The sequence below is a fragment of the Mesobacillus maritimus genome, from assembly GCF_023715205.1.
Taxonomy (GTDB): domain Bacteria; phylum Bacillota; class Bacilli; order Bacillales; family Cytobacillaceae; genus Mesobacillus_B; species Mesobacillus_B maritimus_C.
In genome coordinates, this window is the sequence record NZ_JAMBNR010000006.1 from 134,495 (window position 1) to 157,583 (window position 23,089).

General features: G+C 37.6%; 22 protein-coding genes and 1 other annotated feature. Of the genes, 14 read left to right on the forward strand and 8 right to left on the reverse strand.

Going from position 1 to position 23,089, the window contains the following annotated elements; all coding sequences use genetic code 11:
- Positions 1-92: 92 nt before the first annotated feature.
- Together M3182_RS10385 and clpB are read left to right on the forward strand one after the other, a co-directional pair.
- Complete coding sequence (locus M3182_RS10385) at positions 93-272, forward strand: YjzC family protein (RefSeq protein WP_251425207.1); 180 nt, start codon at positions 93-95, stop codon at positions 270-272.
- 138 nt (positions 273-410) lie between these two features.
- On the forward strand, positions 411-3,008 hold the full coding sequence (gene clpB / locus M3182_RS10390; protein ID WP_251558001.1) for an ATP-dependent chaperone ClpB: 2,598 nt from the start codon (positions 411-413) through the stop codon (positions 3,006-3,008).
- Between the two features lie 46 nt (positions 3,009-3,054).
- Here clpB and M3182_RS10395 read toward each other — a convergent pair whose 3' ends face one another.
- The gene (locus M3182_RS10395) at positions 3,055-3,237 is read right to left on the reverse strand and encodes a YjzD family protein (RefSeq protein ID WP_251425213.1); all 183 of its coding nucleotides are present in this window, start codon (positions 3,235-3,237) and stop codon (positions 3,055-3,057) included.
- 432 nt (positions 3,238-3,669) lie between these two features.
- On the opposite strand from M3182_RS10395, the gene M3182_RS10400 reads away from it, so the two are divergent.
- From M3182_RS10400 to M3182_RS10410, 3 genes are all read left to right on the forward strand, one after another.
- Complete coding sequence (locus tag M3182_RS10400; RefSeq protein ID WP_349775444.1) at positions 3,670-4,251, forward strand: hydrolase; 582 nt, start codon at positions 3,670-3,672, stop codon at positions 4,249-4,251.
- A gap of 69 nt (positions 4,252-4,320) precedes the next feature.
- A complete protein-coding gene (locus M3182_RS10405) occupies positions 4,321-5,187 on the forward strand; it encodes a hypothetical protein (RefSeq protein WP_251558005.1) in 867 nt (288 codons plus the stop codon).
- Between the two features lie 115 nt (positions 5,188-5,302).
- Entirely contained in the window at positions 5,303-6,253 is a 951-nt protein-coding gene (locus M3182_RS10410; RefSeq protein ID WP_251558006.1) for a BMP family ABC transporter substrate-binding protein, read from the forward strand.
- A gap of 36 nt (positions 6,254-6,289) precedes the next feature.
- Here M3182_RS10410 and M3182_RS10415 read toward each other — a convergent pair whose 3' ends face one another.
- Positions 6,290-6,565 carry a hypothetical protein gene (locus tag M3182_RS10415; RefSeq protein ID WP_251558008.1) on the reverse strand — a complete coding sequence of 92 codons (276 nt, stop codon included), beginning with the start codon at positions 6,563-6,565 and terminating at the stop codon, positions 6,290-6,292.
- A gap of 201 nt (positions 6,566-6,766) precedes the next feature.
- On the opposite strand from M3182_RS10415, the gene M3182_RS10420 reads away from it, so the two are divergent.
- The 4 genes from M3182_RS10420 to M3182_RS10435 all read left to right on the forward strand — a co-directional run bounded on the left by M3182_RS10420 (position 6,767) and on the right by M3182_RS10435 (position 11,249).
- Positions 6,767-7,699: a beta-ketoacyl-ACP synthase III gene (locus tag M3182_RS10420; RefSeq protein WP_251425228.1), complete on the forward strand. Its 933-nt coding sequence runs from the start codon at positions 6,767-6,769 to the stop codon at positions 7,697-7,699.
- Positions 7,700-7,722: 23 nt separating this feature from the next.
- Positions 7,723-8,964, forward strand: coding sequence for a beta-ketoacyl-ACP synthase II (gene fabF, locus M3182_RS10425; protein ID WP_251558010.1), 1,242 nt, complete (start codon positions 7,723-7,725; stop codon positions 8,962-8,964).
- Positions 8,965-9,278: 314 nt separating this feature from the next.
- Positions 9,279-10,058, forward strand: coding sequence for a DUF2268 domain-containing putative Zn-dependent protease (locus M3182_RS10430; protein ID WP_251558012.1), 780 nt, complete (start codon positions 9,279-9,281; stop codon positions 10,056-10,058).
- 444 nt (positions 10,059-10,502) lie between these two features.
- Entirely contained in the window at positions 10,503-11,249 is a 747-nt protein-coding gene (locus M3182_RS10435; RefSeq protein ID WP_251425236.1) for a YjbA family protein, read from the forward strand.
- Positions 11,250-11,695: 446 nt separating this feature from the next.
- On the opposite strand, the gene trpS is transcribed toward M3182_RS10435, so the two are convergent.
- The 3 genes from trpS to M3182_RS10450 all read right to left on the reverse strand — a co-directional run bounded on the left by trpS (position 11,696) and on the right by M3182_RS10450 (position 14,691).
- On the reverse strand, positions 11,696-12,685 hold the full coding sequence (gene trpS / locus M3182_RS10440) for a tryptophan--tRNA ligase (protein WP_251425239.1): 990 nt from the start codon (positions 12,683-12,685) through the stop codon (positions 11,696-11,698).
- Between the two features lie 57 nt (positions 12,686-12,742).
- Positions 12,743-12,967, reverse strand: a binding site (T-box leader).
- Between the two features lie 76 nt (positions 12,968-13,043).
- Complete coding sequence (locus M3182_RS10445; protein WP_251558014.1) at positions 13,044-14,318, reverse strand: dicarboxylate/amino acid:cation symporter; 1,275 nt, start codon at positions 14,316-14,318, stop codon at positions 13,044-13,046.
- Positions 14,319-14,502: 184 nt separating this feature from the next.
- On the reverse strand, positions 14,503-14,691 hold the full coding sequence (locus tag M3182_RS10450; RefSeq protein WP_251425244.1) for a hypothetical protein: 189 nt from the start codon (positions 14,689-14,691) through the stop codon (positions 14,503-14,505).
- Positions 14,692-14,875: 184 nt separating this feature from the next.
- Here M3182_RS10450 and M3182_RS10455 point away from each other — a divergent pair, with 184 nt between their 5' ends.
- The 5 genes from M3182_RS10455 to pepF all read left to right on the forward strand — a co-directional run bounded on the left by M3182_RS10455 (position 14,876) and on the right by pepF (position 20,829).
- Positions 14,876-15,445, forward strand: coding sequence for a GNAT family N-acetyltransferase (locus tag M3182_RS10455; RefSeq protein ID WP_251425247.1), 570 nt, complete (start codon positions 14,876-14,878; stop codon positions 15,443-15,445).
- Positions 15,446-15,878: 433 nt separating this feature from the next.
- Entirely contained in the window at positions 15,879-16,274 is a 396-nt protein-coding gene (gene spxA / locus M3182_RS10460) for a transcriptional regulator SpxA (protein WP_251425250.1), read from the forward strand.
- A 344-nt stretch (positions 16,275-16,618) separates the two neighbouring features.
- A complete protein-coding gene (gene mecA / locus M3182_RS10465) occupies positions 16,619-17,299 on the forward strand; it encodes an adaptor protein MecA (RefSeq protein ID WP_251425253.1) in 681 nt (226 codons plus the stop codon).
- Between the two features lie 363 nt (positions 17,300-17,662).
- Positions 17,663-18,892 (forward strand): competence protein CoiA, encoded by a 1,230-nt coding sequence (locus M3182_RS10470; protein WP_251558016.1) that lies wholly within the window; start codon positions 17,663-17,665, stop codon positions 18,890-18,892.
- 119 nt (positions 18,893-19,011) lie between these two features.
- A complete protein-coding gene (pepF, locus tag M3182_RS10475; protein ID WP_251558018.1) occupies positions 19,012-20,829 on the forward strand; it encodes an oligoendopeptidase F in 1,818 nt (605 codons plus the stop codon).
- Between the two features lie 349 nt (positions 20,830-21,178).
- On the opposite strand, the gene M3182_RS26590 is transcribed toward pepF, so the two are convergent.
- The 3 genes from M3182_RS26590 to M3182_RS10485 form a co-directional block, all read right to left on the reverse strand.
- Entirely contained in the window at positions 21,179-21,355 is a 177-nt protein-coding gene (locus M3182_RS26590; protein WP_490715550.1) for a hypothetical protein, read from the reverse strand.
- Between the two features lie 361 nt (positions 21,356-21,716).
- Positions 21,717-22,598, reverse strand: a complete 882-nt coding sequence (locus tag M3182_RS10480; RefSeq protein ID WP_349774410.1) for a ClpXP adapter SpxH family protein — start codon at positions 22,596-22,598, stop codon at positions 21,717-21,719.
- Positions 22,595-22,999, reverse strand: coding sequence for a globin domain-containing protein (locus M3182_RS10485; protein ID WP_251425263.1), 405 nt, complete (start codon positions 22,997-22,999; stop codon positions 22,595-22,597). The genes M3182_RS10480 and M3182_RS10485 overlap by 4 nt, the downstream gene beginning before the upstream one ends.
- Positions 23,000-23,089: the final 90 nt, after the last annotated feature.

The window sequence follows — 23,089 nt, forward strand, 5'->3', positions numbered from 1 at the left end:
AAGCTGAGTTTTGGGGATTTTTCCCTTCATTATAATAAAGGCTGTTCGGCAATAATAAAAGGGCAAGATATTGATAGGGAGGAGGCAATTACATGGGCCAAAACCATCAATTCCGTCCAGGTCAAAAGGCACCAAATAACGGTGTGTATATTGAAATTGGTGAAACGGGAAGCAATGTCAATAACCCACAAAAAGTAAAACTTAGTGCCGGTGATCATTTTCCTGAAACATCAAATCATAATCGACTTTGGACGTACAAAAGAAAGCCTTGATTCTTATAAAAAAGCCATCCAATTGGGTGGCTTTTATTTGATGGTGAGCAATTTTGATAATGAAGCATTGACTAGTTTTTAGTAAGGAAAATGGATATAATAATATTAAGGTCAAAAATGGTCAAAGGGGTGATATTTATGGACTTTAACTCAATGACGGAAAAGGTTCAACAAGCTTTTTTAAAAGCTCAAGAGCTTGCAACGGATTTAAACCATCAAGAAGTAGATAGTATTCATCTATTTCTAGCTATGTTGAATCAAGCTGAAAGTTTACTTAAGACCATTTTAGAGCGTCTAGGGGAAGAGCCTTCTATCTTCCAGAAATTTGCCGAGGATGAGCTAAATAAAAGGCCTCAAGTTACAGGTACTTCAGTAGAAGGAAAATTATATATCACTGCTGATTTGCAGTCGTTGCTTCAGCTGGCAAAACAGGAAATGGATCAATTTCAAGATGAGTTTTTGTCAACGGAACATTTAGTTTTAGCTTTACAACAAAAAGACCATTCCGACATCGGACGTTTTATGAGCAGTAGAGGCGTTAGTCGAGAAAAGTTATTAATTGTGATTAAAGACATAAGGGGGAATCAAAGAGTGACCTCACAAAACCCAGAAGCAGGCTATGACGCTTTAATAAAATATGGTAGAGATTTAGTTGAAGAGGCAAGAAAGGGGAAAATGGATCCTGTTATCGGTAGGGATAGTGAAATTCGGAATGTTATCCGGATTCTATCACGAAAAACGAAAAACAATCCCGTCTTAATTGGAGAACCGGGCGTTGGAAAAACAGCGATTGTTGAGGGACTTGCGCAACGAATTGTTCGTCGGGATGTACCGGAAGGATTAAAGGATAAAACCATCTTCTCACTCGATATCGGAGCCCTTATTGCTGGTGCTAAATTTAGAGGGGAATTTGAGGAACGATTAAAGGCCGTTTTAAATGAAGTAAAGAAGAGTGAAGGTAAGATCTTACTTTTTATTGATGAACTTCATACAATTGTAGGGGCTGGAAAAACAGAAGGCGCCATGGATGCAGGGAATATGTTAAAACCGATGCTTGCTAGGGGAGAACTCCATTGTATTGGGGCTACAACATTAGATGAGCATCGGAAATATATTGAAAAAGACCCAGCACTAGAAAGAAGGTTCCAACAGGTTCTAGTAGAGGAACCGACTGTAGAAGACACCATTTCTATTATTCGTGGATTGAAGGAAAGATTTGAAATCCATCATGGCGTTAATATTCATGACCGTGCAATTGTTGCGGCTGCCACGTTATCAGACCGCTACATTACGGAAAGATTTCTTCCAGATAAAGCAATTGATCTTGTTGATGAAGCTTGTGCGATGATACGGACAGAAATTGATTCAATGCCGACAGAGTTAGACGAAGTGACAAGAAGAGTCATGCAACTAGAAATTGAAGAAGCGGCATTACAAAAGGAAAAAGATGAGGCAAGCCAAGAGCGGCTTGGAGTTCTCCAAAAAGAGCTTGCAAACCTACGAGAAACGGTAAATCAGATGAAAGGAAAATGGAAAAAGGAAAAGGAAGGGATTCAAACGATCCGGCAAAAGCGGGAAACCTTAGAAAGATTGCGTCATGAGCTTGAACAAGCAGAAAGTGATTATGATTTAAACAAAGCTGCAGAATTACGGCATGGGAGAATCCCGGCCCTAGAAAAAGAATTAAAAGAGCTCGAAAAGCGTGTAGGAGATGAAGGAGAAGAGAGGCTGCTGCGCGAAGAAGTAACAGACGAAGAAATTGCTTCAATTGTTGCTAGATGGACAGGCATTCCTGTCAATAAGTTAGTAGAAGGGGAAAGAGAGAAACTACTTCGTCTTGAAAGCATCCTTAAACAGAGAGTAATAGGGCAAGAAGAGGCTGTATCCCTCGTATCTGATGCTGTCCTTAGGGCTAGAGCGGGTATTAAAGATCCGAACAGGCCAATCGGTTCATTTATCTTTTTAGGGCCAACTGGGGTTGGAAAAACCGAATTAGTCAAGACATTAGCCCAAGCTCTATTTGATAGTGAAGAACAAATGCTTCGATTTGATATGTCTGAATATATGGAAAAACATGCAGTCTCTCGATTAATTGGTGCACCTCCAGGGTATGTAGGTTATGAAGAAGGAGGCCAATTAACGGAGGCGGTTAGAAGAAAGCCGTATTCTGTTCTATTATTTGATGAAGTTGAAAAAGCACATCCAGAAGTGTTTAACATTCTTTTACAAATGTTAGACGACGGTCGAATTACCGACTCTCAAGGAAGAACAGTCGACTTTAAAAACACAGTCATTATCATGACATCCAATATAGGCTCTCAATTTCTCCTTGACCACTCAAATAGTACACAAGGAATTTCTGAAGAAGCTAGGCAACAAGTCATGGGCCAACTAAGAGGACATTTCCGTCCAGAGTTTTTAAATCGGGTCGATGAAATAATTTTATTTAAACCGCTACAATTAAATGAAATAAAAGCCATTGTTGTCAAAGTCCTAGATGATTTACAACAACGCTTAAAGGATCAACAAATTAAGATTAACGTGAGTGAGGAAGCAAAAGAGTTTATTGCAGTTAATGGATTTGATCCTGTATATGGGGCAAGACCTTTGAAGCGCTATATCCAAAGGAATGTAGAAACAAAACTAGCTAGAGAAATGATTGCAGGAGGGGTCAGAGAGAAAAGTACAGTGGAAATTTCATTAAAAGACAACGAACTTAAGCTAACCTTAACATAAAAAGTCATCCAAATTGGATGACTTTTTATCCCTCTGTTAAACGTAATTAATGTTGATCAGCAGGATTATCAGGAAGGATGAGCGGAACAATGTACATCAAGATTGTTACAATAACAGTTAGCAAGATGCCAACTTGGAGATCAAACCCAACGCCAATCATTGCACCAGCTACATAAGTTAACATTTGAACTAATAGGAAAGTCCAGAATAAAGTCCAGAAATAACGCATTCTTTTTCACCTCTACCCTACTATATTTCTTCAATAATCTTACCACATTGCCATAAATTAATAAATAATTAAAAAAGTTGCCTGTCTCAGGTAGAAACAGCATAAATGTTTGAACATAGAAGCTTAGATGGCTAGGACTAAAAGTTGGCAAAATCCAGGTAAAAAGCTGAGCAAGGCTTTGGCTTTTCCTATCCTTTGATAATTTTTAGGCTAATCCCCATTCATTTTATATGGAACCTCATACATTATTATGAACAAACTGTTAAAGGAGAATTAAAAATGGAGAACCGGAACTTCAGATTGGATACCGAATGGAACATAATTCATTATCCCCACAAGCCAAACGGTTTCGGTATCTTAATTTTAGGAGATGAACGACATTTTGTAGACGAACAAAGCAGTTTTTGGACACAAAATGAAGGGAAGCGTAAAATGCTTGATGATTTAAAACAGGCAGGGTATACGATTTTTTACTCTAATTTATACGGCAAAAATTGGGGGAGCCAAGAAGCTGTAGAGTTGGCTAAACGTTTATGTATGCATATAAGAAAAAGTGAAATCCTTAATGATAAGTTCCATGTATTGGCTGAAGGGATGGGGGCACTTACCTTATTAAAATTACTAAAAATTGAGACAAAGTTTCGCTCTCTCGTGTTACTAAATCCTATACTCTCACTTGGTAAACATTTAGAACAAGAAAAGGAACACAAATTTTTCTATAAAAAACTAGTTAAAGAGATTGCATCGGCTTATGATATCCACCCTGATTATGTTTATGAGCATTTCCTACAAGTTGAAGAGGATCCTCGATTCCCAATAGAAACACCAATAAAAATTATTCACGTACTCACTGGTAACCGTGCCTATAAACAATCCAGCATATTGAAAGGATATAGTGAAAAGTGGAAAGTGGATCAGGTTGATTATAATATTTGTTATTTAGTTCCAGAAAAAAAACCTCAAATTGGGTCACAAGTCCTTCAGTTTTTTGGTAAACATGAACGCTTTCTTTAATGAAACAGAAGGAAATAATATGAGCCTAGATTCATAGGATACAAGGAAGATGAATCAGGGGGACTGCTAATGAATAAAGCAATCGTTGTTGGAGCATTTGGTTTTTTGGGTTATGGTGTGACCAAGGCGATGCTGGAGGAAGGAATGGAAGTAATTGCGTTAAGCAATACGGATGAGAAGAATTGTTTTAAAGAAGAAAAGCGAATGGAAGTCGGCCGTAATGCTAATTTTATCGAGGATATAGAGTGGGGCGAACTCCACGAAGAAAATGAAGAATTACGGCTGATTATTCCACTTTATGATTTTTATATGAATGGTACGGAGAAAAAGGTCTACGAGAGAGTATTAGGCAGGGAAGATCATCCTCTCTTTTCGCTTGAGAATTGTTCAGTCACTTATTTATTGCCTTACCAAGTTGCAAATGAACAAGGTTTTCAAAAGTTTAAAGATTTCATGAAGAATAGAGGTTTTTCCAGTTATCAAGAAATTTATTTTCCGACTCTATATGGACCGTGGCAGCCAGATGTTTATTATTTTCAGCAAGTGTTAGCATTTTATCGAAGTGATAAATCCGAATACAACCTATCTTCTAGAGAATCAATAGAGGATGCGATTTATATAGAGGATGCTGCTTCTATAGTTTTGCAATTAAAAGAGGATAGTGGGAAATTCGTCGTTCACAGTGGGAAGACAAATGGTTGGATGGAATGTTTTCTGCATCTTTGTAAGTCTTTAAGCTTGCCAGAGGAAAAAAAATTACTAATGCTAGAGTCCGTTTCACAAAAAATGAAAAACTGGGAACAAACAAGTTGGTTGCAGTTGCAGGAAAATAAAGATGATTACCATTTTATGTATGTAAAAGAGCCTATGGAAATCCAACGCGGTATAAAAGAACAACAGAAACAATACGAACATTGGCAACTAATGAATCGGTAGCGGATAAGAAAACCCTTTTCAAATAGTTGGTTAAAAAGTAATATGATTATATAGAAACAGAAAAGGCCTTAATTCCATATTTTCTGATGTAATGCAATAGAAGGAGTTGCAGCAAATGTTGAAACGTTTTGGGCTTATTTTGTTTAGCCTACTATTGTTGGGAGGATGCGGACAACCTCTTGCAACAGGGGAAATTCAAAAAGTTGGCCTGCTTGTCCCTGAAACAATAGATGACCAAGTATGGGGAACCGCTGGATATCATGGGTTGTTAAAAATACAGTCGCGTTTTAATATTGATGTCTTTTATAAAGAAGGTATAAATTCGAAGCCGTTAGTTGAGGCGGCTGTACAGGAGTTTTCTACTCAAGGTGTCAATTTGATTTATGGTCATGGTAATGAGTATGCCGCGTATTTTAATCAAATTTCTGAAGAATATCCAGATATTCATTTTGTTAGTTTTAATGGTGATGCTAAGAACAAGAATACAACTAGTTTGAATTTTGATGCATATGCAATGGGATTCTTCGGGGGAATGGTTGCGGCACACATGACCGAAACAAAACACCTGGGTGTCATTGCTGCATTTGAGTGGCAACCTGAAGTAGAAGGTTTTTATGAAGGTGCAGCTTTCTATGATGATGAAGTTAATGTTGATATTTACTATGTTGGGCATTGGGATAATGATCAAAAAGCACTCGATATTCTTGAAAAGGCGCTTGATGGGGGAGCAGATGTCATTTACCCAGCAGGGGATGGCTATAATGTTCCAGTCATCGAACGGGTAAAAGAAAGAGGGCTTTATGTAGTAGGATACATTTCTGATCAATCAGATCTCGGTGAATCCACTGTTCTTACAAGTACTGTCCAGCATGTGGATGTTTTATATGAATTAGTGGCAACCAAATTTAATCAAAATGAGTTAACGGCAGGAAATTTATACTTTGATATTCAGGATGGGGTCATTTCACTGGGAGACTTTAGTCCCAATGTGGATTCTAATTTTAGGGAGTCAATCCAACAGCAGATAAACCAATATAAAGAAACTGGGAAGCTTCCTAACGAATAAATGGACGAAAGCTGCGATGACATCGCAGCTTTTTTTTCATTTTTTAAAAAATTGGTCAACGAATGGCCGTATTTTAGAAAACATAGGCTTTAACTGCTGTGCCGTTCCCATAAGGGTGTCGATATATGACATGACCTCTTCTGCATTAATTTGATCTAAAATAGTATTATCCTTCTCCTGTTCATTTTCTACCGTTGATTGGTTTCTTTCTCTAGGACCAAACATTAAGCGATCAAAGGGATGCTCAGAAATAGGTTGATCGTCGTTGGACTGATTCTGAGTTTCATTGCTTGGTGATTGGTCAGTGCTCATCTTTATCCTCCTCCCTATAAATACCTTAATTATTATTTAGTTTATGTTAGAGCCCGTTTATTGACATAGACAGGTGCGGAACAAAAGAATTCTCTGTTGCAGTTTAGTACCATCATCTGATAAAATTAGTACCAGCTAATAATAATTGATATTAATGATAAAAATAAGTGCTAAGGATGAAGTTGAAAAGGAGATGGCCCTATGAATGCAGGGATTATTGGAATTGGGCGTTATGTTCCAGAACAGGTTGTGACGAATCTAGATTTGGAAAAGCGAATGGATACATCAGATGAGTGGATTCGTACGAGAACAGGTATCGAGGAAAGAAGAATTGCTGGGGATGATATGGATACATCCGATTTGGGTTTGAGAGCTGCTCAGAAAGCATTGGAAAACGCAAATGTTTCACCAGAAGAAATAGATATGATTTTGGTTGCAACTGTTACACCAGACCAGCCTTTTCCTAGTGTAGCTTGCATGCTCCAAGAAAAACTTGGCGCGAAAAAGGCTGCTGCAATGGATGTAAGTGCAGCCTGCGCAGGATTTATGTATGGGATGGTTACTGCTAAACAGTTTATTGAAACGAGTGCATATAAATATGTTTTAATTGTAGGGGTAGAAAAGCTATCCAAAATTACCGATTGGGAAGATCGTAATACCGCTGTATTATTTGGAGATGGTGCAGGTGCTGTTTTAATGGGGCCAGTTGCCGATGGAAAAGGGGTATTATCTTTTGAACTAGGATCTGATGGTTCGGGTGGCAAGTACCTCTATCAAGACACAAACATTCGAATGAATGGAAGAGAAGTTTTTAAATTTGCTGTGCGTCAAATGGGAGAAAGCAGCGTAAACGTGCTTGAGAAAGCTGGACTTAGCAAGGAAGATGTGGACTTTTTAATCCCGCATCAAGCGAATATTCGAATTATGGAGGCGGCTAGACAAAGATTAGAATTACCTTTGGAAAAAATGTCGAAGACCGTTCATAAATATGGAAACACTTCTGCAGCATCAATTCCAATTTCGATGGTAGAAGAACTTGAAGCTGGGAAAATCAAAGACGGAGACCTTATTGTTATGGTAGGGTTTGGTGGCGGTTTAACATGGGGAGCAATCGCCCTACGTTGGGGTCGGTAATTTCTCTAAAAGGAGATGGGATTATGAATAAACGAAGAGTTGTAATTACAGGAATTGGCGCTGTTACGCCAGTTGGTAACGATGCTGAAACTAGCTGGAAAAACGTAATTGCAGGAGTATCAGGGGTGGGCCCTGTGACAAGGGTAAATGCGGACGATTACCCAGCAAAAGTAGCAGCAGAGCTAAAGGATTTTAATATTGAAAACTTCATTCAGAAAAAGGAAGCTAGGAAAATGGACCGGTTCACCCATTATGCGGTGGCTGCTTCATTAATGGCGGTAAAAGATGCGGACCTTGACATCAATGATGACAACGCTGACCGTATCGGTGTATGGATTGGATCTGGAATTGGAGGAATGGAGACATTTGAACAGCAGCATGAGACATTTTTAAACAGGGGTTATCGTCGTGTGAGTCCTTTCTTTGTTCCAATGATGATTCCCGATATGGCTACTGGACAAGTTTCCATTACATTAGGAGCACGTGGTTTTAATTCGTGTACAGTAACGGCATGTGCTACTGGTACAAACTCTATTGGTGATGCTTTCAAAGTAATTCAACGTGGGGATGCAGAGGTGATGATTAGTGGAGGTGCAGAAGCCCCAATTACGAAAATGAGTTTTGCAGGCTTCTGTGCAAATACAGCACTTTCAACAAATCAAGACCCTGCAACAGCTAGTAGACCTTTCGATAAAAATCGTGATGGTTTTGTAATGGGAGAAGGAGCCGGTATTGTTGTACTTGAAGATCTAGAGCATGCATTGGCTAGAGGAGCGAATATATACGCGGAAATAGTAGGATATGGTGCAACAGGTGATGCTTATCATATTACTGCACCTGCGCCTGAAGGTGAAGGTGGAGCAAGAGCAATGAAAATGGCATTGGATGATGCGGGATTAAAGCCTGAGGAAATTGGTTATATCAATGCTCATGGTACAAGTACAGAGTATAATGATAAGTTTGAAACAATGGCGATTAAGAACGTATTTGGGGAACATGCTTATAACTTGGCGGTTAGTTCTACAAAGTCTATGACAGGGCATCTGCTTGGTGCCGCAGGTGGAATTGAAGCGATTTTCACTGCGATGGCAATTAAGGAAGGTATTTTACCTCCAACAATTAATTTAGAAACACCAGATCCAGAATGTGATCTTGATTATGTCCCTAACGAATCACGTAAGCAAGAAGTTCAAGCTGCTATTAGCAACTCGCTCGGATTCGGTGGCCATAATGCGACGATTGCCTTGATAAAATACACTGGATAATAAAGAAAAGAACCTAAACCAATATTGGTTTAGGTTCTTTTTTTGACCGTTTTTTATTCTGGATTAACTGGTAGTAAGAACCTAAAAGGATAAGTGGGTGATCAATTGAAATTCATAATCCCCTAGAAAAATTAAACAGGCTTTGTGTGATTGAAGTTTTTCACTTTATAAAACGAATGAAATAAAGTTGTTTGTCGTTATTTTGTTTTTTCTTGGATGTTATATATATGAGGTGGAAGGGCTAGGTGGGGAATGTAAACAATTGGTTTTGTTCTTCATAGGTTAGAGTAAGAATTAAAAACGGGGGGAATATAATGGCAGTTATTCGTACGGATGAATGGCTAGAAAAAAACTTTCAGGAGCCCTTGAAAATATGTGAAGAGTTAAAAGAGTTGTTTAAAGATGATTCTCCTAAAAGAATCTATCAATATTTACTGCAGTTTGGTATGTATCGACCTCATCGTCGTACGTTTGACTGGTTTAAAGAATTGGAGAAAAAACAAATTTGGGAGCAATTAGAAAAACTAGTTTTACAATATAAGAAAAAATGGCAAGGACCTGATATCCCAGTTTTCATTTTCCCTATGGATACAGGGGCTGTGTTCTCCAGTAGAGGTTTTTCAAAGTCAGGCGTTTCGTTTCGAGATAAGATGTTTTTATTTCTATCCCCACTGCAGGATGAGAAGGAAATAGAGGCCTTGTTTGTACATGAATATCACCATGTTTGCCGAATACATTGCCAAAAAAAGAGAGTAGAGAACTATACGTTATTGGATTCCATGGTTTTAGAGGGGCTTGCGGAGCAAGCAGTGCTCGAAACATGTGGAGAAAAATATCTAGCAAAATGGAGTAAGCAATATTCAACGAAAGAGTTACTAAAGCATTGGAATTCTAGCATTAAAGAGGTACTTGATTGTAAGCGGGATGAAAAAATACATGATGATATTTTATTTGGCAAGGGAAAATATCCGCCGCTATTTGGATATGCCATCGGGTACGAAATTGTCAGGCAGTATAAACTGAAGCAACATTTATCTAGAGAAGATTCGTTTAGATTGCCCGCTGATACTATTTTAGCAGAGATTGATTTTTAAAAATTTGTTTAAACACTGCATTTTCTTTGCAGTGTTTTTTTTTGTCGAGAAAAAATGAAATTATCAAGTTTATATTTTCCTAACAATTTTGCTAACCGATTTAGATTCCCCTTTTAATCAATATCCTTTGGGTGAACCTAACTTTTTGGAAGGCTCTTCTCTCAAATATAGCATATGAACAAAAAATACGACTGAAAGAGCTATGTGTACAAAAAATAGCTTCATTAATGAGAAAAAGAGCTTGCAAACTTAATTTAAACATACGGTTAGGGCTACTATTGCGTTAAAATCGGTATTAGGGTTTTAATAATCTTTACGAAAACAGGCTTTTGGAACAATCCTAAACTTGCAAAGTTTCTTTCCTGAGTATATCAATTAAGGAATAATTTTACTTATCTCTGCCCATACTGAGTGCAAAGAGAACTGATGAGAGGGGTTGTAATCATGTTGTATCTTCATGATGTCTGGGTGAACTGGTTTGAAGGTGAAGAGAATGGATACAATGTATGCGATTTTCATGAGTGGAGAAAAGATGACGGGGTAGAATTATTGGATCAAGTGCCACTATTAAAGATTGATTCTCTATTATTTAATTACATAGAAAATGATCTTTCAGAGTTACCACAACAATTAATGGATGATATTTATCAAAAAGCTTACCTGAGAAAAAATCACGAACGAGTTCAGTTGGATTATTGTTTTGTTGTTTCCGATGGAGTAGGGATTTTAGCCGTTGACACGATTGGCTATAACATTCCAATCCGAAAAAGTAGATTAATTCCAAGACAAGAGCAATTAGTATTTGAGATGCTTGAAAATCAAGAAACTAGAAGTTATAAATTTAACGATCAATCATCTTTGAAAGATTATCATATTCTTTCCCCAGCACCAGATTTAATGAGAGGACTTACTAGAAAAGAAAGACAACTTAAGCAGCTTTTATTCATGGCAATGGATCAATTGCATTCTTCGCAAAATGTGGCCGAGGTGCGTTACTGGTTAACTGAGTGGAGTCCAGAAAAATATGAAGAAATCCAACAACTTTCCTTTGAGGAAGTGTGGGAAGAGTTGTATGATGAAACAAAATTCGGTTGGTCTAGAAGACATTATGCTTTCTGTGAAAATTTAATTAAAGGACAAACCTTCTTTGAAAAATTATGGGAAATGGAACACGGATCGAAAGTAAATTAGGAGCCAATCGGCTCCTTTTTGTGTTTATCTACATTTTTATTCTCACGAAAGGGAAGAGAAGAATCACGCATCCCATTGGCTTTTCTAAGGGCTGAAGTCCAAAGAAAAGTCATATCTCAGTCGTTTTGCTCCAGTCCATACGTCGCTAAACGAGCCGCCTCCGCTTTAGGTACACCCGGCTGCAGCGGCTAGCCCCTCGAGTCACTTCAGTCTGTCAGTTGAAGTCAAAGAACGACTTCATCTGTCAGCCCTCCAGCGCTTGTCGGGGCTGACCAAGCCGCTTCCGCACTTGGGACATCCAGCTCCGGCAGCCAGCGACTAGTGGACTTCCCACCTCTCCCTACGATAAGTCAACATCGAATCGCTATCGCTCTTCGTGTTTCTTTTATCTCAGTCGGATTGCTCCAGTCCATACGTCGCAAAACGAGCCGCCTCCGCTTTTGAGATTACCGTCTTTTTCTTCCTAGGCCCATTGCATTTTCCATTTTCTTTACCATTTTGCTTGCGACTAGATTTGCTTTTTCGGCTCCTCGGTCTAGAATTTCGTCTAGTTCGGAGGATTCCATTAATTCATTGTATCGAGTTTGAATTGGTTCAACGGCGTTGATGACGACTTGTGCGACATCTGCCTTAAAGTCGCCATACCCTTTTCCTTCATAAGCTTGTTCCAATTCTGCAATAGATTTGTTGGCTAGGATAGAATAGATCGATAGAAGATTTGAAATTCCTGGTTTATTCTCTTTATCGTATGTCACAATTCCCTCAGAATCCGTTACTGCACTTTTAATTTTTTTCTCGATTTGTTTAGGCGTATCAAGCATCGAAATGAATCCTTTTTGGTTCGCATCTGATTTGCTCATTTTCTTAGTTGGATCCTGTAAAGACATGATTCTTGCCCCAACTTTCGGAATTCGAGCTTCTGGAATTGTAAAGATATCATTATATTTTTTATTAAATCGTTCGGCTAGATCTCTAGTTAATTCAATATGTTGTTTTTGATCTTCTCCGACTGGGACTAAATCTGCACTGTATAAAAGGATATCGGCTGCCATTAACGGTGGGTAAGTTAATAGGCCGGCTGATACGGCTTCTTTTCCTGCTGATTTATCTTTGAATTGTGTCATTCTTTCTAATTCACCAATATAGGCAATACATTGTAGCATCCATCCTGCCTGAGCGTGAGCAGGAACTTCTGATTGAATAAATAGTGTTGCTTTTTCAGGGTCTATTCCTGAAGCGAGATACAACGCTGCAAGACTGCGCGTATTCTGTCGTAATTGTAGTCGATCTTGTGGGACCGTGATAGCATGTTCATCAACGATACAGAAATAGCAATTAAATTCATCCTGAAGCTCGACAAATTGTTTCATTGCTCCGATGTAGTTTCCGAGTGTAATCGTACCGCTCGGTTGAATACCTGAGAAGATTGTTTGCATGTTAAAAACCTCCAAAAGATAATGAAAATAGAAAAAAGACCACTCATCCCCCATCAATCTAGGGACGAATGGTCCGCGGTGCCACCCTAATTACTCTATAAAGAGCCTCTTATCCATGCACAGAAAAGCGCACGCCCCATTAACGCTGGAAACGTCTGCTGCTACTTTCTTCACAACAGAGGCTCGAAAGTCCATTCCACTAGTTCGGTTGCTTGTTTTCACCAACCACAAGCTCTCTGAAAAACCGAGTTCAAGTGTACTACTCTTTGTCAACACCATATCTTCATTTTGTATTTGAGAAAATTATAAATCAGGATGGCACAAGAATCAAGCTTACGCTCATTTAATCCAGGCATATTTAACTAACTTCTAGTTCATTTTTCGTAATCGCTTTTTTGATCCAGTTCTTTCCTTCAACTAATCGAGCAACAAGCATGGCACAAGCAGTGTTGCCAGTTGAATTTAGTAAAGTAGCTGGAGCATCAATAATCGTACTAATCACCGCAATAATTGGTAGAACTTCTGGAGGGAACCCATAGATGCTTAAAATCAACATTTCACCAATCATCCCACCCCCAGGAATGGCACCCATCACAGCACCTACAAGGAAGGAAACAGCAAGAATACTTATGATGCTGGATATGTTTGTCATATCTTTTCCAAACAAAGCAAAAAGGAAGACAATTTTGATTACCCCTCCAATTACAGAGCCATCTTTATGAGTGTTTGCCCCTAGAGGAACAATCGTTTCAGCAATATCATTTGGAACCCCCATTTTTCGCACAGCTGCTAGGTTAATCGGAATACAAGCAGCACTGGAACAAGTCGCAATAGCGGATACAGAAGGGGTTATGGCATTTTTCCAAAAGATTTTAACCGCCGTTTTCCCCCCAGAGATAAATGCGTACAGTGTAAAGAACCCAAAATAATAAATGATCGTTAGGATGAGATAAAGAACGAAGGTTCTTGCATAACCCTCAAGTAATTGAGGGCCAAGTTGACCGATAATGGAGGCAAAATAAGCACCTAATCCAATTGGTGCATAATACATAATGATTCCAACCATTTTCATGAAAACAGCCGAACCTGATGATAGTAGAGAGGCGATAGGCTTCCCCTTTTCACCAGCTAACGCGGTGGCAACTCCAAATAATACGGAAAATACAATTAATTGAAGCATGTTGCCTTTTGATAAAATCAATGAAAAATCTGTCACTGTAAAAGTTTGTACTAGCTGGCCAAGGAAAGTAATCTCTTCTGAAGGTTCGGAGATTTCGCCGGATTCTATCATAAGTTTCTCTATAGCAGGTATATCCGTATCTTTTAATGGATTAATAATTGAAGTCCCAGCGATTGCAAGAATAGCCGCGACTAGGGCGGTCAGCATAAAGACAATAAAAATACTTCCTATAATTTTACCAAGTCTTTTCATGCCGCTCATGTTTCCAATTGCAGAAGAGATACTAAAGAAGACAAGAGGCACAATCATCATAAATAATAGATTTAAAAATAAGTCACCTAATGGCTGAATAACCTGAGCTTTAGGCCCAAAAATGAGTCCGATGATTCCACCAAGAATAATCGAACCTAATAAGATCAAGGTAAAGCGATAACTTTTCAGTATGGATTTCAAATGAACACGGCCTTTCTAAAATATTTCAGCGATTAATGATAGCATGGATTACACATAAGTACACCCATTAAAACCTTATAGGTGTTACGGATTTTAGACGATATGTGGGAGAAAGGCAAAAAAAATCCTGAAAGTATTTTCTTTCAGGACCATTGTTTCATACAAAGTAAATAGGGTATAAAAATTATGCCTTCTTTTTGCCACCAACAGCATTCCAGCCTGTTTGTAAGCTGGTGGATTGGTCAACAATTTCATTGCGACTTTTCCCGCCAAAAAACTTTAATCCGATTGCATTGGTTAGAACGCCATTTGTTGCTGTAATCCCAATGACAAGTATTGCCACTATCAAAAAATCCACAATGTAACCACCCATGATAGACCCTCCATCTCTTGTCCGGTTTGAAATCAAGTAAAGCAATAAAAATGGGATAACCTACTAGTTCTTATGTTTATTGTAAAAGAAAATTAAAATGATTTAAAGATGTGATTGAACTTTTAGAGCGAATTGTATAGATTTTTTTGGTTTGTATGAAAATAGGCTAAAGGAGAGAGTCAAAATGCATTGGTACGAAAAGTTAAACCAGTATTTCCCTATTGAAGAAATGAAGTCCAAACAACATATGGAAACGTTATTAAAGGAACGTCCGGAGATTTATCATAAAGATGAAGGACCAAATCATGTTTTGATGTATGTAGAACTACCGGATTTTGTATTTATTGATTATTTATTCGTGTCCAAAGCGGCAAGGGGTGAAGGGCTTGGGCATAAGCTAATCGAAAAGTTAAAGAAGAAGCAAAAGGCAATTATTTTAGAAGTTGAACCTATCAATTATGAGGATAGTGATTCGGAAAAGCGGTTAAGGTTTTATAAACGAGAGGGGTTTGAACATGCAAAGTCGATTGGATATAGCCGGCGATCATTAGCTACAAATAAAGAGAATGAAATGGAAATTTTATATTGGTCTCCGTCGAATGAAACTGAAGAGAAAATCTTTGAGGCAATGAAAAAAACGTATGAACTTATACACACATATAAAGATAAAGAGTTTTACGGACAGTCCTATCAACCGGTTGAAGAAGTATTGAAAATAAGAGAGGGCCGCGAGGATATGTTAGAAGACGTTTAAGGGTGGAAAAAGTGTCTTACTCATACGTTCCAGAGACAAAACACAATCATTATTGGGTGATTGTGTTTTCATTTTCTTTTTTTAATTGAGAATGAAAAAAATCAGTAATTTGGTTTGTAAAGGAGTGTTTCTGGGTAAAGGTATGATATGACTTTTATATTCGCTCAAGGCAAACAGAGATACTGATTGGATTGCTTTAATGATTTACCAGTAATAAAAATTTTGAACCGAAAATGAAACCTTTTTAAAACTGATTCGTCTTATATGATAGCACATTCATACATAAAACTTTTTCTAAAAAAGGATACCCTTTGTCCACAGTTTGGTGTATAATTTAACTGTAGCAATTATAAAATTATATTCATTTTAATCTAGATAAAAATAATGAATTTTCATAGGCGGATCTAACTATATTAAGGAGTGTGATTAGCTAATGGTCACTTTATACACTTCACCAAGTTGTACTTCATGTAGGAAAGCAAAAGCATGGCTTGAAGAGCATGAAATACCTTATCAAGAACGCAATATTTTTTCTGAGCCATTAACGATTGATGAAATAAAAGAGATTTTGCGAATGACTGAAGATGGTACAGATGAAATTATTTCCACCCGTTCAAAAACATTCCAAAAATTAGATGTAAATTTAGAGACGTTGCCCCTGCAGGATTTGTACGGTCTAATTAAAGAAAATCCAGGTTTGCTACGTCGCCCAATCATTATTGATGAGAAAAGACTTCAAGTTGGATACAATGAAGACGAGATTCGTAGATTTCTTCCAAGGAAGGTACGTACTTACCAACTAAGAGAAGCCCAACGTCTTGTCAACTAAATGAAAGCCTCCGACCAATAGGAAACGGGGGCTTTCGTACTATTTGAAATCTCTTGTGAAACCTGTTAAAATCTAAAGAATATATCTCAGAGTGGCACCTAGATATATTGATTTCGTTTTGACGATATTTTGATATAGATAGGCTTTCGCTGTTTTTTAAAATGGGCAGTGTTTTTATTTCCAAAACAAGTTGCTTTATCATAAAATAATAGTACAAGGTCGTCTAATAAATATCCCATAGATACACATTATATGGTAATATTTCGGTTAAGATATGTGAACTTGATTAGTCTTGCGGGGGTATTAGTCCCTTCAATTCTTTGCCTGGAAGGGAGAGATAATGAATGGAAATTGAGCGCATCAATGATAATACGGTCAAGTTTTATATTTCGTATATAGATATAGAAGAAAGAGGGTTTGACCGGGAAGAAATCTGGTATAACCGTGAACGAAGCGAAGAGCTTTTTTGGGAAATGATGGATGAGGTTAACCATGAAGCCGAATTTACAATTGAGGGACCTCTTTGGATTCAGGTTCAAGCTCTTGAAAAGGGCTTAGAAATCTTGGTAACAAAAACTCAAGTTTCGAAAGATGGTCAAAAATACGAACTTCCAATTACCGATGAAAGAATAAAGGATTTGCCAGTCGATGATCGGATTGAAGAAATGTTGGATCATCATTTTAATCCGAAATCCCAGAATCAAGATATGGGTATAGTCCTTGGTGACGAGCTTGAATATTTGCTTGTGTTTAAGGATTTCGAGGATATTATTTCTCTATCTAATCGACATGACTTAGATTCTTTCAACGCAAACACACGTCTATTTAGTCATGAAGGTCGTTACTACCTCTATGTTGATTTTTCCGATTATGATTATGAGGATGAAGATTCTATTGATAACTTCCTAAGTATTCTCCTTGAATATGGAGAAGAGACGGCTGTTTCAATCCATCGATTGGAAGAATACGGGAATAAAGTAATGGATGAAAACGTATTTAGTACGGTTAGGAAATACTTCTCTTAAAGTTCAGGTCAGTTTCAGTAGAAACTGACTTTTTTGCTGTAAATGACTGTGTCCATAACCTAAAAGGCTAGCAGCTCTAGCACTCGCCAATAGGTGAGTGTTTTTTTATATTTGCGTGCCAGCAAGCCGTTAATTGCTAATTGGTGAAAGTCCAATCTGAGTAAGTACCAAGACGCTCAGTACTAACAAATCGCTTCATTCTAAAAGCTTGCTAACTTAATTTTCAGCTTACAAAATGACGATTATTGCGTTAAAATCGGCATCAGGATTTTAACACACAATCTTTACGATCCTTTATTTTTAACACAAGAAGGAATCTAAATATTTTTGGAGAATATTTTTTTGTGAAAGGAGGCTAAAACAATGTTAGTCGCTAAACGTAAAAATGGAGACAACTTCTCTCTTATTCATCATTGGAATCGTCATGAATTAGAGGAATATCGAAGGAAGGAAGTCTTCTTTTGTCCAGATTGTGGTCAAGCCTTAGTACTGAAGTTGGGAAGGAAAAGGATCTGGCACTTCTCACATCAGAAAGAGGCAACCTGTTCTTACCAGTATGAAAGAGAATCAGATTATCATCTTCAAGGGAAACTACAACTATATCAGTGGCTTCAAGACAATCAAGTTGAAGCTGATATCGAACATTACCTGCCAAATTGTAATCAACGAGCAGATGTGGTTTTTTACAGGGAAAATAAAATCTTTGCAGTTGAATTTCAATGTTCTCCTCTCGATCCTACGATGTTTCTGAAGCGCACAAACGGGTATTTACAACACGGAATTACACCAATTTGGATTTTGGGAGGCAATCAAGTGAAGAGGTTGGGGGAGAATCTATTCTCTTTGAATCAATTTCAATCACTCTTTTTACAACAACATGAAAAACAGTGGTATTTATTATCCTATTGCTCGCAATCGCGCTGCTTTCTCTTTCTCCAACATTTAATCCCAATTTCGACCAATAAAATGATTGGTACATTAACCCCAATTACAAGGAATGAAGTAAAACTGGTTCATTTATTTCATCCCCCTACACGCAATTTCCGATCTTTTTCACAATGGATTCACCAGTTGCAAAAATTTAAATCGAATTATTATATTTACCCGAATCCTCAACAGAGAATCATATTAAATGAATTCTATGTAAATCGATCCCATTTGCTTACCTTACCACCAGAACTGGGCTTACCTGTTCCTTCAGGCATCTTCATTGAAACCCCGCCCTTAATTTGGCAATCATTTCTCTACTTGGATTTATTTCACCATTTGCTAGTTGGGGACACATTCACCTATTCACAAGCCCTACAGTCATTTATGACCCGCATCCACCATAAACAAATTGTTTCTCGCGATGTTCCTTTAGGAAGACATGGTGATTATACGAACGCACTAAAGGAATACCTTCAGTTACTAGTAGATTGTTCTATTCTGGACAACAATTCCGAAAAATTTTGGATCAAATGCTCTTTTTCTGCATCAGACACTATAGATCAGCAAAGAGAAAAAGAACAAAAATTTTATCAAATGCATTCTAAAAATATCATGAAACAGTTTTTGTCTCATCCAATAATGAAACAAGGGGAAGATGTATAAAATAGAATAGAGGAATCAGTAAGTGGATGTTGGAACCAAAGCAGGATATTTTTATTGCCTAGGAGAACCTTATACAATATAAAGAGGGTTTGAAAAGAATAATGAATGGAGGTTGGAACATGACCAACGAATCACAGGTTAAAAAACTCCCTGCTAGGAGTGAAGTTCCTGTAGAAGATACTTGGAGATTAGAAGATATATTTACGAACGATGAAGCATGGGAAAAAGAGTTTCAGGCTGTGAAAGAATTATTACCAGCTGTACAACAGTTCCAAGGGAAATTAGAAGAGGGTCCTGAACAACTTTATGAGGCGCTACAATACCAAGATAAACTTCTAGAGCGTTTAGGAAAACTCTATACATATGCTCATATGAGATATGACCAAGATACAACGAATTCTTTCTATCAAGGGTTAAATGATCGTATTAGTAATCTTTATTCACAAGCCGCAAGTGCTTTAGCGTTTATCGTTCCTGAAATTCTATCGATTGATGAGAGTAAGGTTAAGGAATTTCTCAATAAAAAGGAAGAGTTAAAGCTATATGAACATGCGATTGCAGAAATTAATCTTCAACGTCCGCATGTTTTATCCGCTGAGCAAGAGGCACTACTTGCTGAAGCGTCAGAAGTAATGAGTTCGCCATCTAATACATTTGGAATGTTGAATAACGCAGATATAGAGTTCCCTACTATTAAAGATGAAAATGGCGAGGAAGTGGAGATTACACACGGACGCTATATTCGCTTCTTAGAAAGTGAGGATCGTCGGGTAAGAGAGGATGCTTTTAAGGGTGTTTATGATACGTATGGAAAGTTTCGTAACACTTTTGCGAGCACATTAAGCGGGAATATAAAGAAAGATAATTTTAACGCTAGAGTTCGTAACTATAAGTCGGCTAGAGAAGCTGCATTAGCAGCAAATAATATCCCGGAAACAGTTTACGAAAATTTAGTAGGCACAATTAATAACAACCTCCATTTGTTGCATCGATATGTGAAACTTCGTAGAAAGGTTTTAGGTGTCGATAAGCTTCACATGTATGACCTTTATACACCGCTTGTTAAAAATGTGAAAATGGAAATCCCTTATTCTGAGGCCAAAGACCTTATTTTGAAAGGGTTAGCTCCAATGGGGGAAGAATATGTTGGCCTATTAAAAGAAGGATTTGAAAACCGCTGGATCGACGTTCAAGAGAACAAAGGCAAACGAAGTGGGGCTTATTCTTCTGGGGCTTATGGGACAAATCCATATATCTTAATGAATTGGCAAGATAATGTAAATAATTTATTTACTTTAGCCCACGAGTTAGGTCATTCTTTACACAGTTACTATACGAGAGGAAATCAACCATATGCTTATGGGAATTATTCAATCTTCGTTGCAGAGGTAGCTTCCACGTGTAATGAGGCTTTGTTAAATGATTACTTATTAAAATCAATTGATGATGAACAAAAACGGTTGTATTTATTGAATCATTATCTAGAAGGTTTCAGAGGAACTGTCTTTAGACAAACAATGTTTGCTGAGTTTGAACATCTGATTCACCAACAAGCTCAGGAAAACCAGGCATTAACAGCAGATTCTCTAACCCAGGATTATTATGAATTAAATAAAAAATATTTTGGGGAAGAAGACATTGTAATAGATAAAGAAATTGGACTTGAATGGTCACGTATTCCACATTTTTATTATAATTATTATGTTTATCAATATGCGACTGGTTATAGTGCTGCAACTGCTCTTAGCAAGCAGATTCTTGAAGAAGGGAAGCCTGCTGTGGACCGCTACGTAGACTACTTAAAGGCTGGTAGCTCTGATTATCCAATTGAGGTATTGAAAAAAGCAGGAGTTGATATGACTAGTTCGAAACCAATAGAAGACGCATGTAAAGTATTTGAAGAAAAGTTAAATGAAATGGAAGCTCTTTTATCATAAGAGAGCAACACTTCTATTAGTAGATCATGTTAACGGGATGGAAAATTTCTATCCCGTTTTCTTTTTATAAGGCTCTTTTCTCAAATATTTTTGCTTTTTAAAGAAAATATAGAATGATTTAGCTATTGATTTCATTCCATATTCGTTTATAAAAGGAGAAAAGAACTTACAAACTAAGTAGTATCGCAGAGAAAAGCCTCTTTCTCGTTAAAAGCGGCTCTAGGATTTTAACAACAATCCTTATGAAAACATCCTTTATTAAGGAGAATAGGCTCCGCTCCTGAAATGCTTGAGCGAAGCGAAGTGGCTAAAGCGGAAATCAATAACAGTATTTAACAGAAGCTATGTGTTAAAAACCTTTAAATCTTTTACGATCGTTTAAATAAATGAAAAAGACCAGTAATGTCAGAAATAAAATTGGCCCACTTACAAAAAGAGGGACAATATGCATAAGCCCTAAAACATGCAATCCGAATGCAAACAGGTTAGCGAGAGTTAGGATGATTACGGGAAAGCTTTGTTTCAATTATCTCCCTCCAAAAGCGATAAAAGGTAGTATTACTAGATTGTATGAGCGAGAAAAGGGGTACATGCTCAAATATGACAATATTGTGAAATGATGAGCAGTAATATTGTTTTAAGATCAGTCCCATGATATATTTATATCGTGAAGTTGATCACAAACAAACATATACCCCTTTGTTTGACCGTGAAAAATTTCTCCCATCCCCTTTGTTCGTATTATATAGAAAAGGACCCTACAGCCCGTTGCTGTGGGGTCCTTTCATTTTAATAATAGGAATAAATTCAATTACTACTTTCAACATGAAGTGATGTTCAATCAAGTTGTTTGTCTTCGCTTTTAAGGATGCTAAGTGCAAAAAAATCTACTCCATATTTTCATTAAAGCGCCAAAACATCCCATACTTTGCAGGTATTTGTTCAACGATCTGTTTAAGTTGTAGCTTTTTTAATTCTTTCTCCGCTTTTTGAACAGTCATATTGTAAACAACAGCTACTTCTTTAGTTGCTACTGTTTTATAATGCCTCAAGAACTCCTCCAAAGGAGGTGGAGAAGAAGGCTCTGGTTTAGTAGGGAGCATTTCCTCTAGAATTTGAACATATACTTCATATGGATACAAGCCTGTTACTTTAAGCCCTTCCTCCTCAACATTGGAGTTAAAGAAAACAAGGGTTGGGATTTCTTGTACCTCCATCTCGGCTGTAATGGTTAGATCACATTGAAACGCTTTTGCAGCACTTTCAGAATGTAAATCGGTTAAAAACTCATCAACATCCAAACCAACACTTTTTGCACATTCTTTTAACACTTCCATACTCGAAATGTTTTGTTTTTCCAAGAATAAGTACTCCTGAAGCTTGCGCAAAAACTGTAATCCTTTTTTTCTTCCTTGGAGTTCAGCCGCTTTTATTGCAACCGATGCAAGAAAAGGTGAAGATACTGGGTTCTCAAACCATAGATTACCATCGCAAGACATACCGGTCCGGCTGGCAGTTTTTTCCCATAAATCTGCAATGTTCTCATATTGTTTCTTACGGCCAAGGTTAAGAGTCGTTAGCTTTCCGCTTAAAATATGGCGAAGTAAGAAATAATGTCCATATTCGGCAAGTAACTTTTTTACTATAGGTTCTAGTGCCCAACATTCTGGGCATAGAGGGTCAACGAACGTATAAATTTCAAGCGGCTTTTTATCATTTTGATTTGCTACCAAACCTGGTTTTAACAAATCTTCTCGTTTCCAAATCACCATTCATCACCTGGTTCCCCATCATCTGGTGTGTTGACCATATGTTGAGCGGTGAAGACGAGCCTAGCATAAAAATCCTCTCTTAAAGGTCCATTAAGACCAACCTCATCCATTGCATCCTTCATACACGATAGCCATGCTTTTGCTCTTGTAGGGGTTATTTCAAACTGAAGATGCCGTGCTCTGAGCATAGGATGACCATGTTCCTGCGTATAAAGCGCAGGTCCACCTAAATATTGAGTTAAAAACTGCTTTTGTTTCCGCGCAGTTTCAGTTAAGTCATCAGGAAAAATAGGAGCAAGATCAGGATGCTGTGCTACCCGAGTATAAAAGGCGTCTACTAATTGATGCAGCATACCCTCGCCGATGGCTTCGAATGGTACGGACTTATTCTCGACCATTTTAAAACTCCTTTGTTATAATAATTTTAAAAATCGCTCATGTTTCGAGCCACTCAGGAAAGATAATTCTAGAAAATATTGAGCTTGCAA

What these genes read in the sequence shown, in the direction of transcription:
- M3182_RS10455 (WP_251425247.1), top strand. Translation starts at nt 14,876, where the DNA reads ATGCATTGGTACGAAAAGTTAAACCAGTATTTCCCTATTGAAGAAATG.
- pepF (WP_251558018.1), top strand. Translation starts at nt 19,012, where the DNA reads ATGACCAACGAATCACAGGTTAAAAAACTCCCTGCTAGGAGTGAAGTT.
- clpB (WP_251558001.1), top strand. Translation starts at nt 411, where the DNA reads ATGGACTTTAACTCAATGACGGAAAAGGTTCAACAAGCTTTTTTAAAA.
- M3182_RS10485 (WP_251425263.1), bottom strand. Translation starts at nt 22,999, where the DNA reads ATGGTCGAGAATAAGTCCGTACCATTCGAAGCCATCGGCGAGGGTATG.
- spxA (WP_251425250.1), top strand. Translation starts at nt 15,879, where the DNA reads ATGGTCACTTTATACACTTCACCAAGTTGTACTTCATGTAGGAAAGCA.
- fabF (WP_251558010.1), top strand. Translation starts at nt 7,723, where the DNA reads ATGAATAAACGAAGAGTTGTAATTACAGGAATTGGCGCTGTTACGCCA.
- M3182_RS10420 (WP_251425228.1), top strand. Translation starts at nt 6,767, where the DNA reads ATGAATGCAGGGATTATTGGAATTGGGCGTTATGTTCCAGAACAGGTT.
- M3182_RS10430 (WP_251558012.1), top strand. Translation starts at nt 9,279, where the DNA reads ATGGCAGTTATTCGTACGGATGAATGGCTAGAAAAAAACTTTCAGGAG.
- M3182_RS10450 (WP_251425244.1), bottom strand. Translation starts at nt 14,691, where the DNA reads ATGGGTGGTTACATTGTGGATTTTTTGATAGTGGCAATACTTGTCATT.
- M3182_RS10470 (WP_251558016.1), top strand. Translation starts at nt 17,663, where the DNA reads ATGTTAGTCGCTAAACGTAAAAATGGAGACAACTTCTCTCTTATTCAT.
- M3182_RS10415 (WP_251558008.1), bottom strand. Translation starts at nt 6,565, where the DNA reads ATGAGCACTGACCAATCACCAAGCAATGAAACTCAGAATCAGTCCAAC.
- M3182_RS10435 (WP_251425236.1), top strand. Translation starts at nt 10,503, where the DNA reads ATGTTGTATCTTCATGATGTCTGGGTGAACTGGTTTGAAGGTGAAGAG.
- M3182_RS10410 (WP_251558006.1), top strand. Translation starts at nt 5,303, where the DNA reads ATGTTGAAACGTTTTGGGCTTATTTTGTTTAGCCTACTATTGTTGGGA.
- M3182_RS10385 (WP_251425207.1), top strand. Translation starts at nt 93, where the DNA reads ATGGGCCAAAACCATCAATTCCGTCCAGGTCAAAAGGCACCAAATAAC.
- trpS (WP_251425239.1), bottom strand. Translation starts at nt 12,685, where the DNA reads ATGCAAACAATCTTCTCAGGTATTCAACCGAGCGGTACGATTACACTC.
- M3182_RS10400 (WP_349775444.1), top strand. Translation starts at nt 3,670, where the DNA reads ATGCTTGATGATTTAAAACAGGCAGGGTATACGATTTTTTACTCTAAT.
- mecA (WP_251425253.1), top strand. Translation starts at nt 16,619, where the DNA reads ATGGAAATTGAGCGCATCAATGATAATACGGTCAAGTTTTATATTTCG.
- M3182_RS10395 (WP_251425213.1), bottom strand. Translation starts at nt 3,237, where the DNA reads ATGCGTTATTTCTGGACTTTATTCTGGACTTTCCTATTAGTTCAAATG.
- M3182_RS10405 (WP_251558005.1), top strand. Translation starts at nt 4,321, where the DNA reads ATGAATAAAGCAATCGTTGTTGGAGCATTTGGTTTTTTGGGTTATGGT.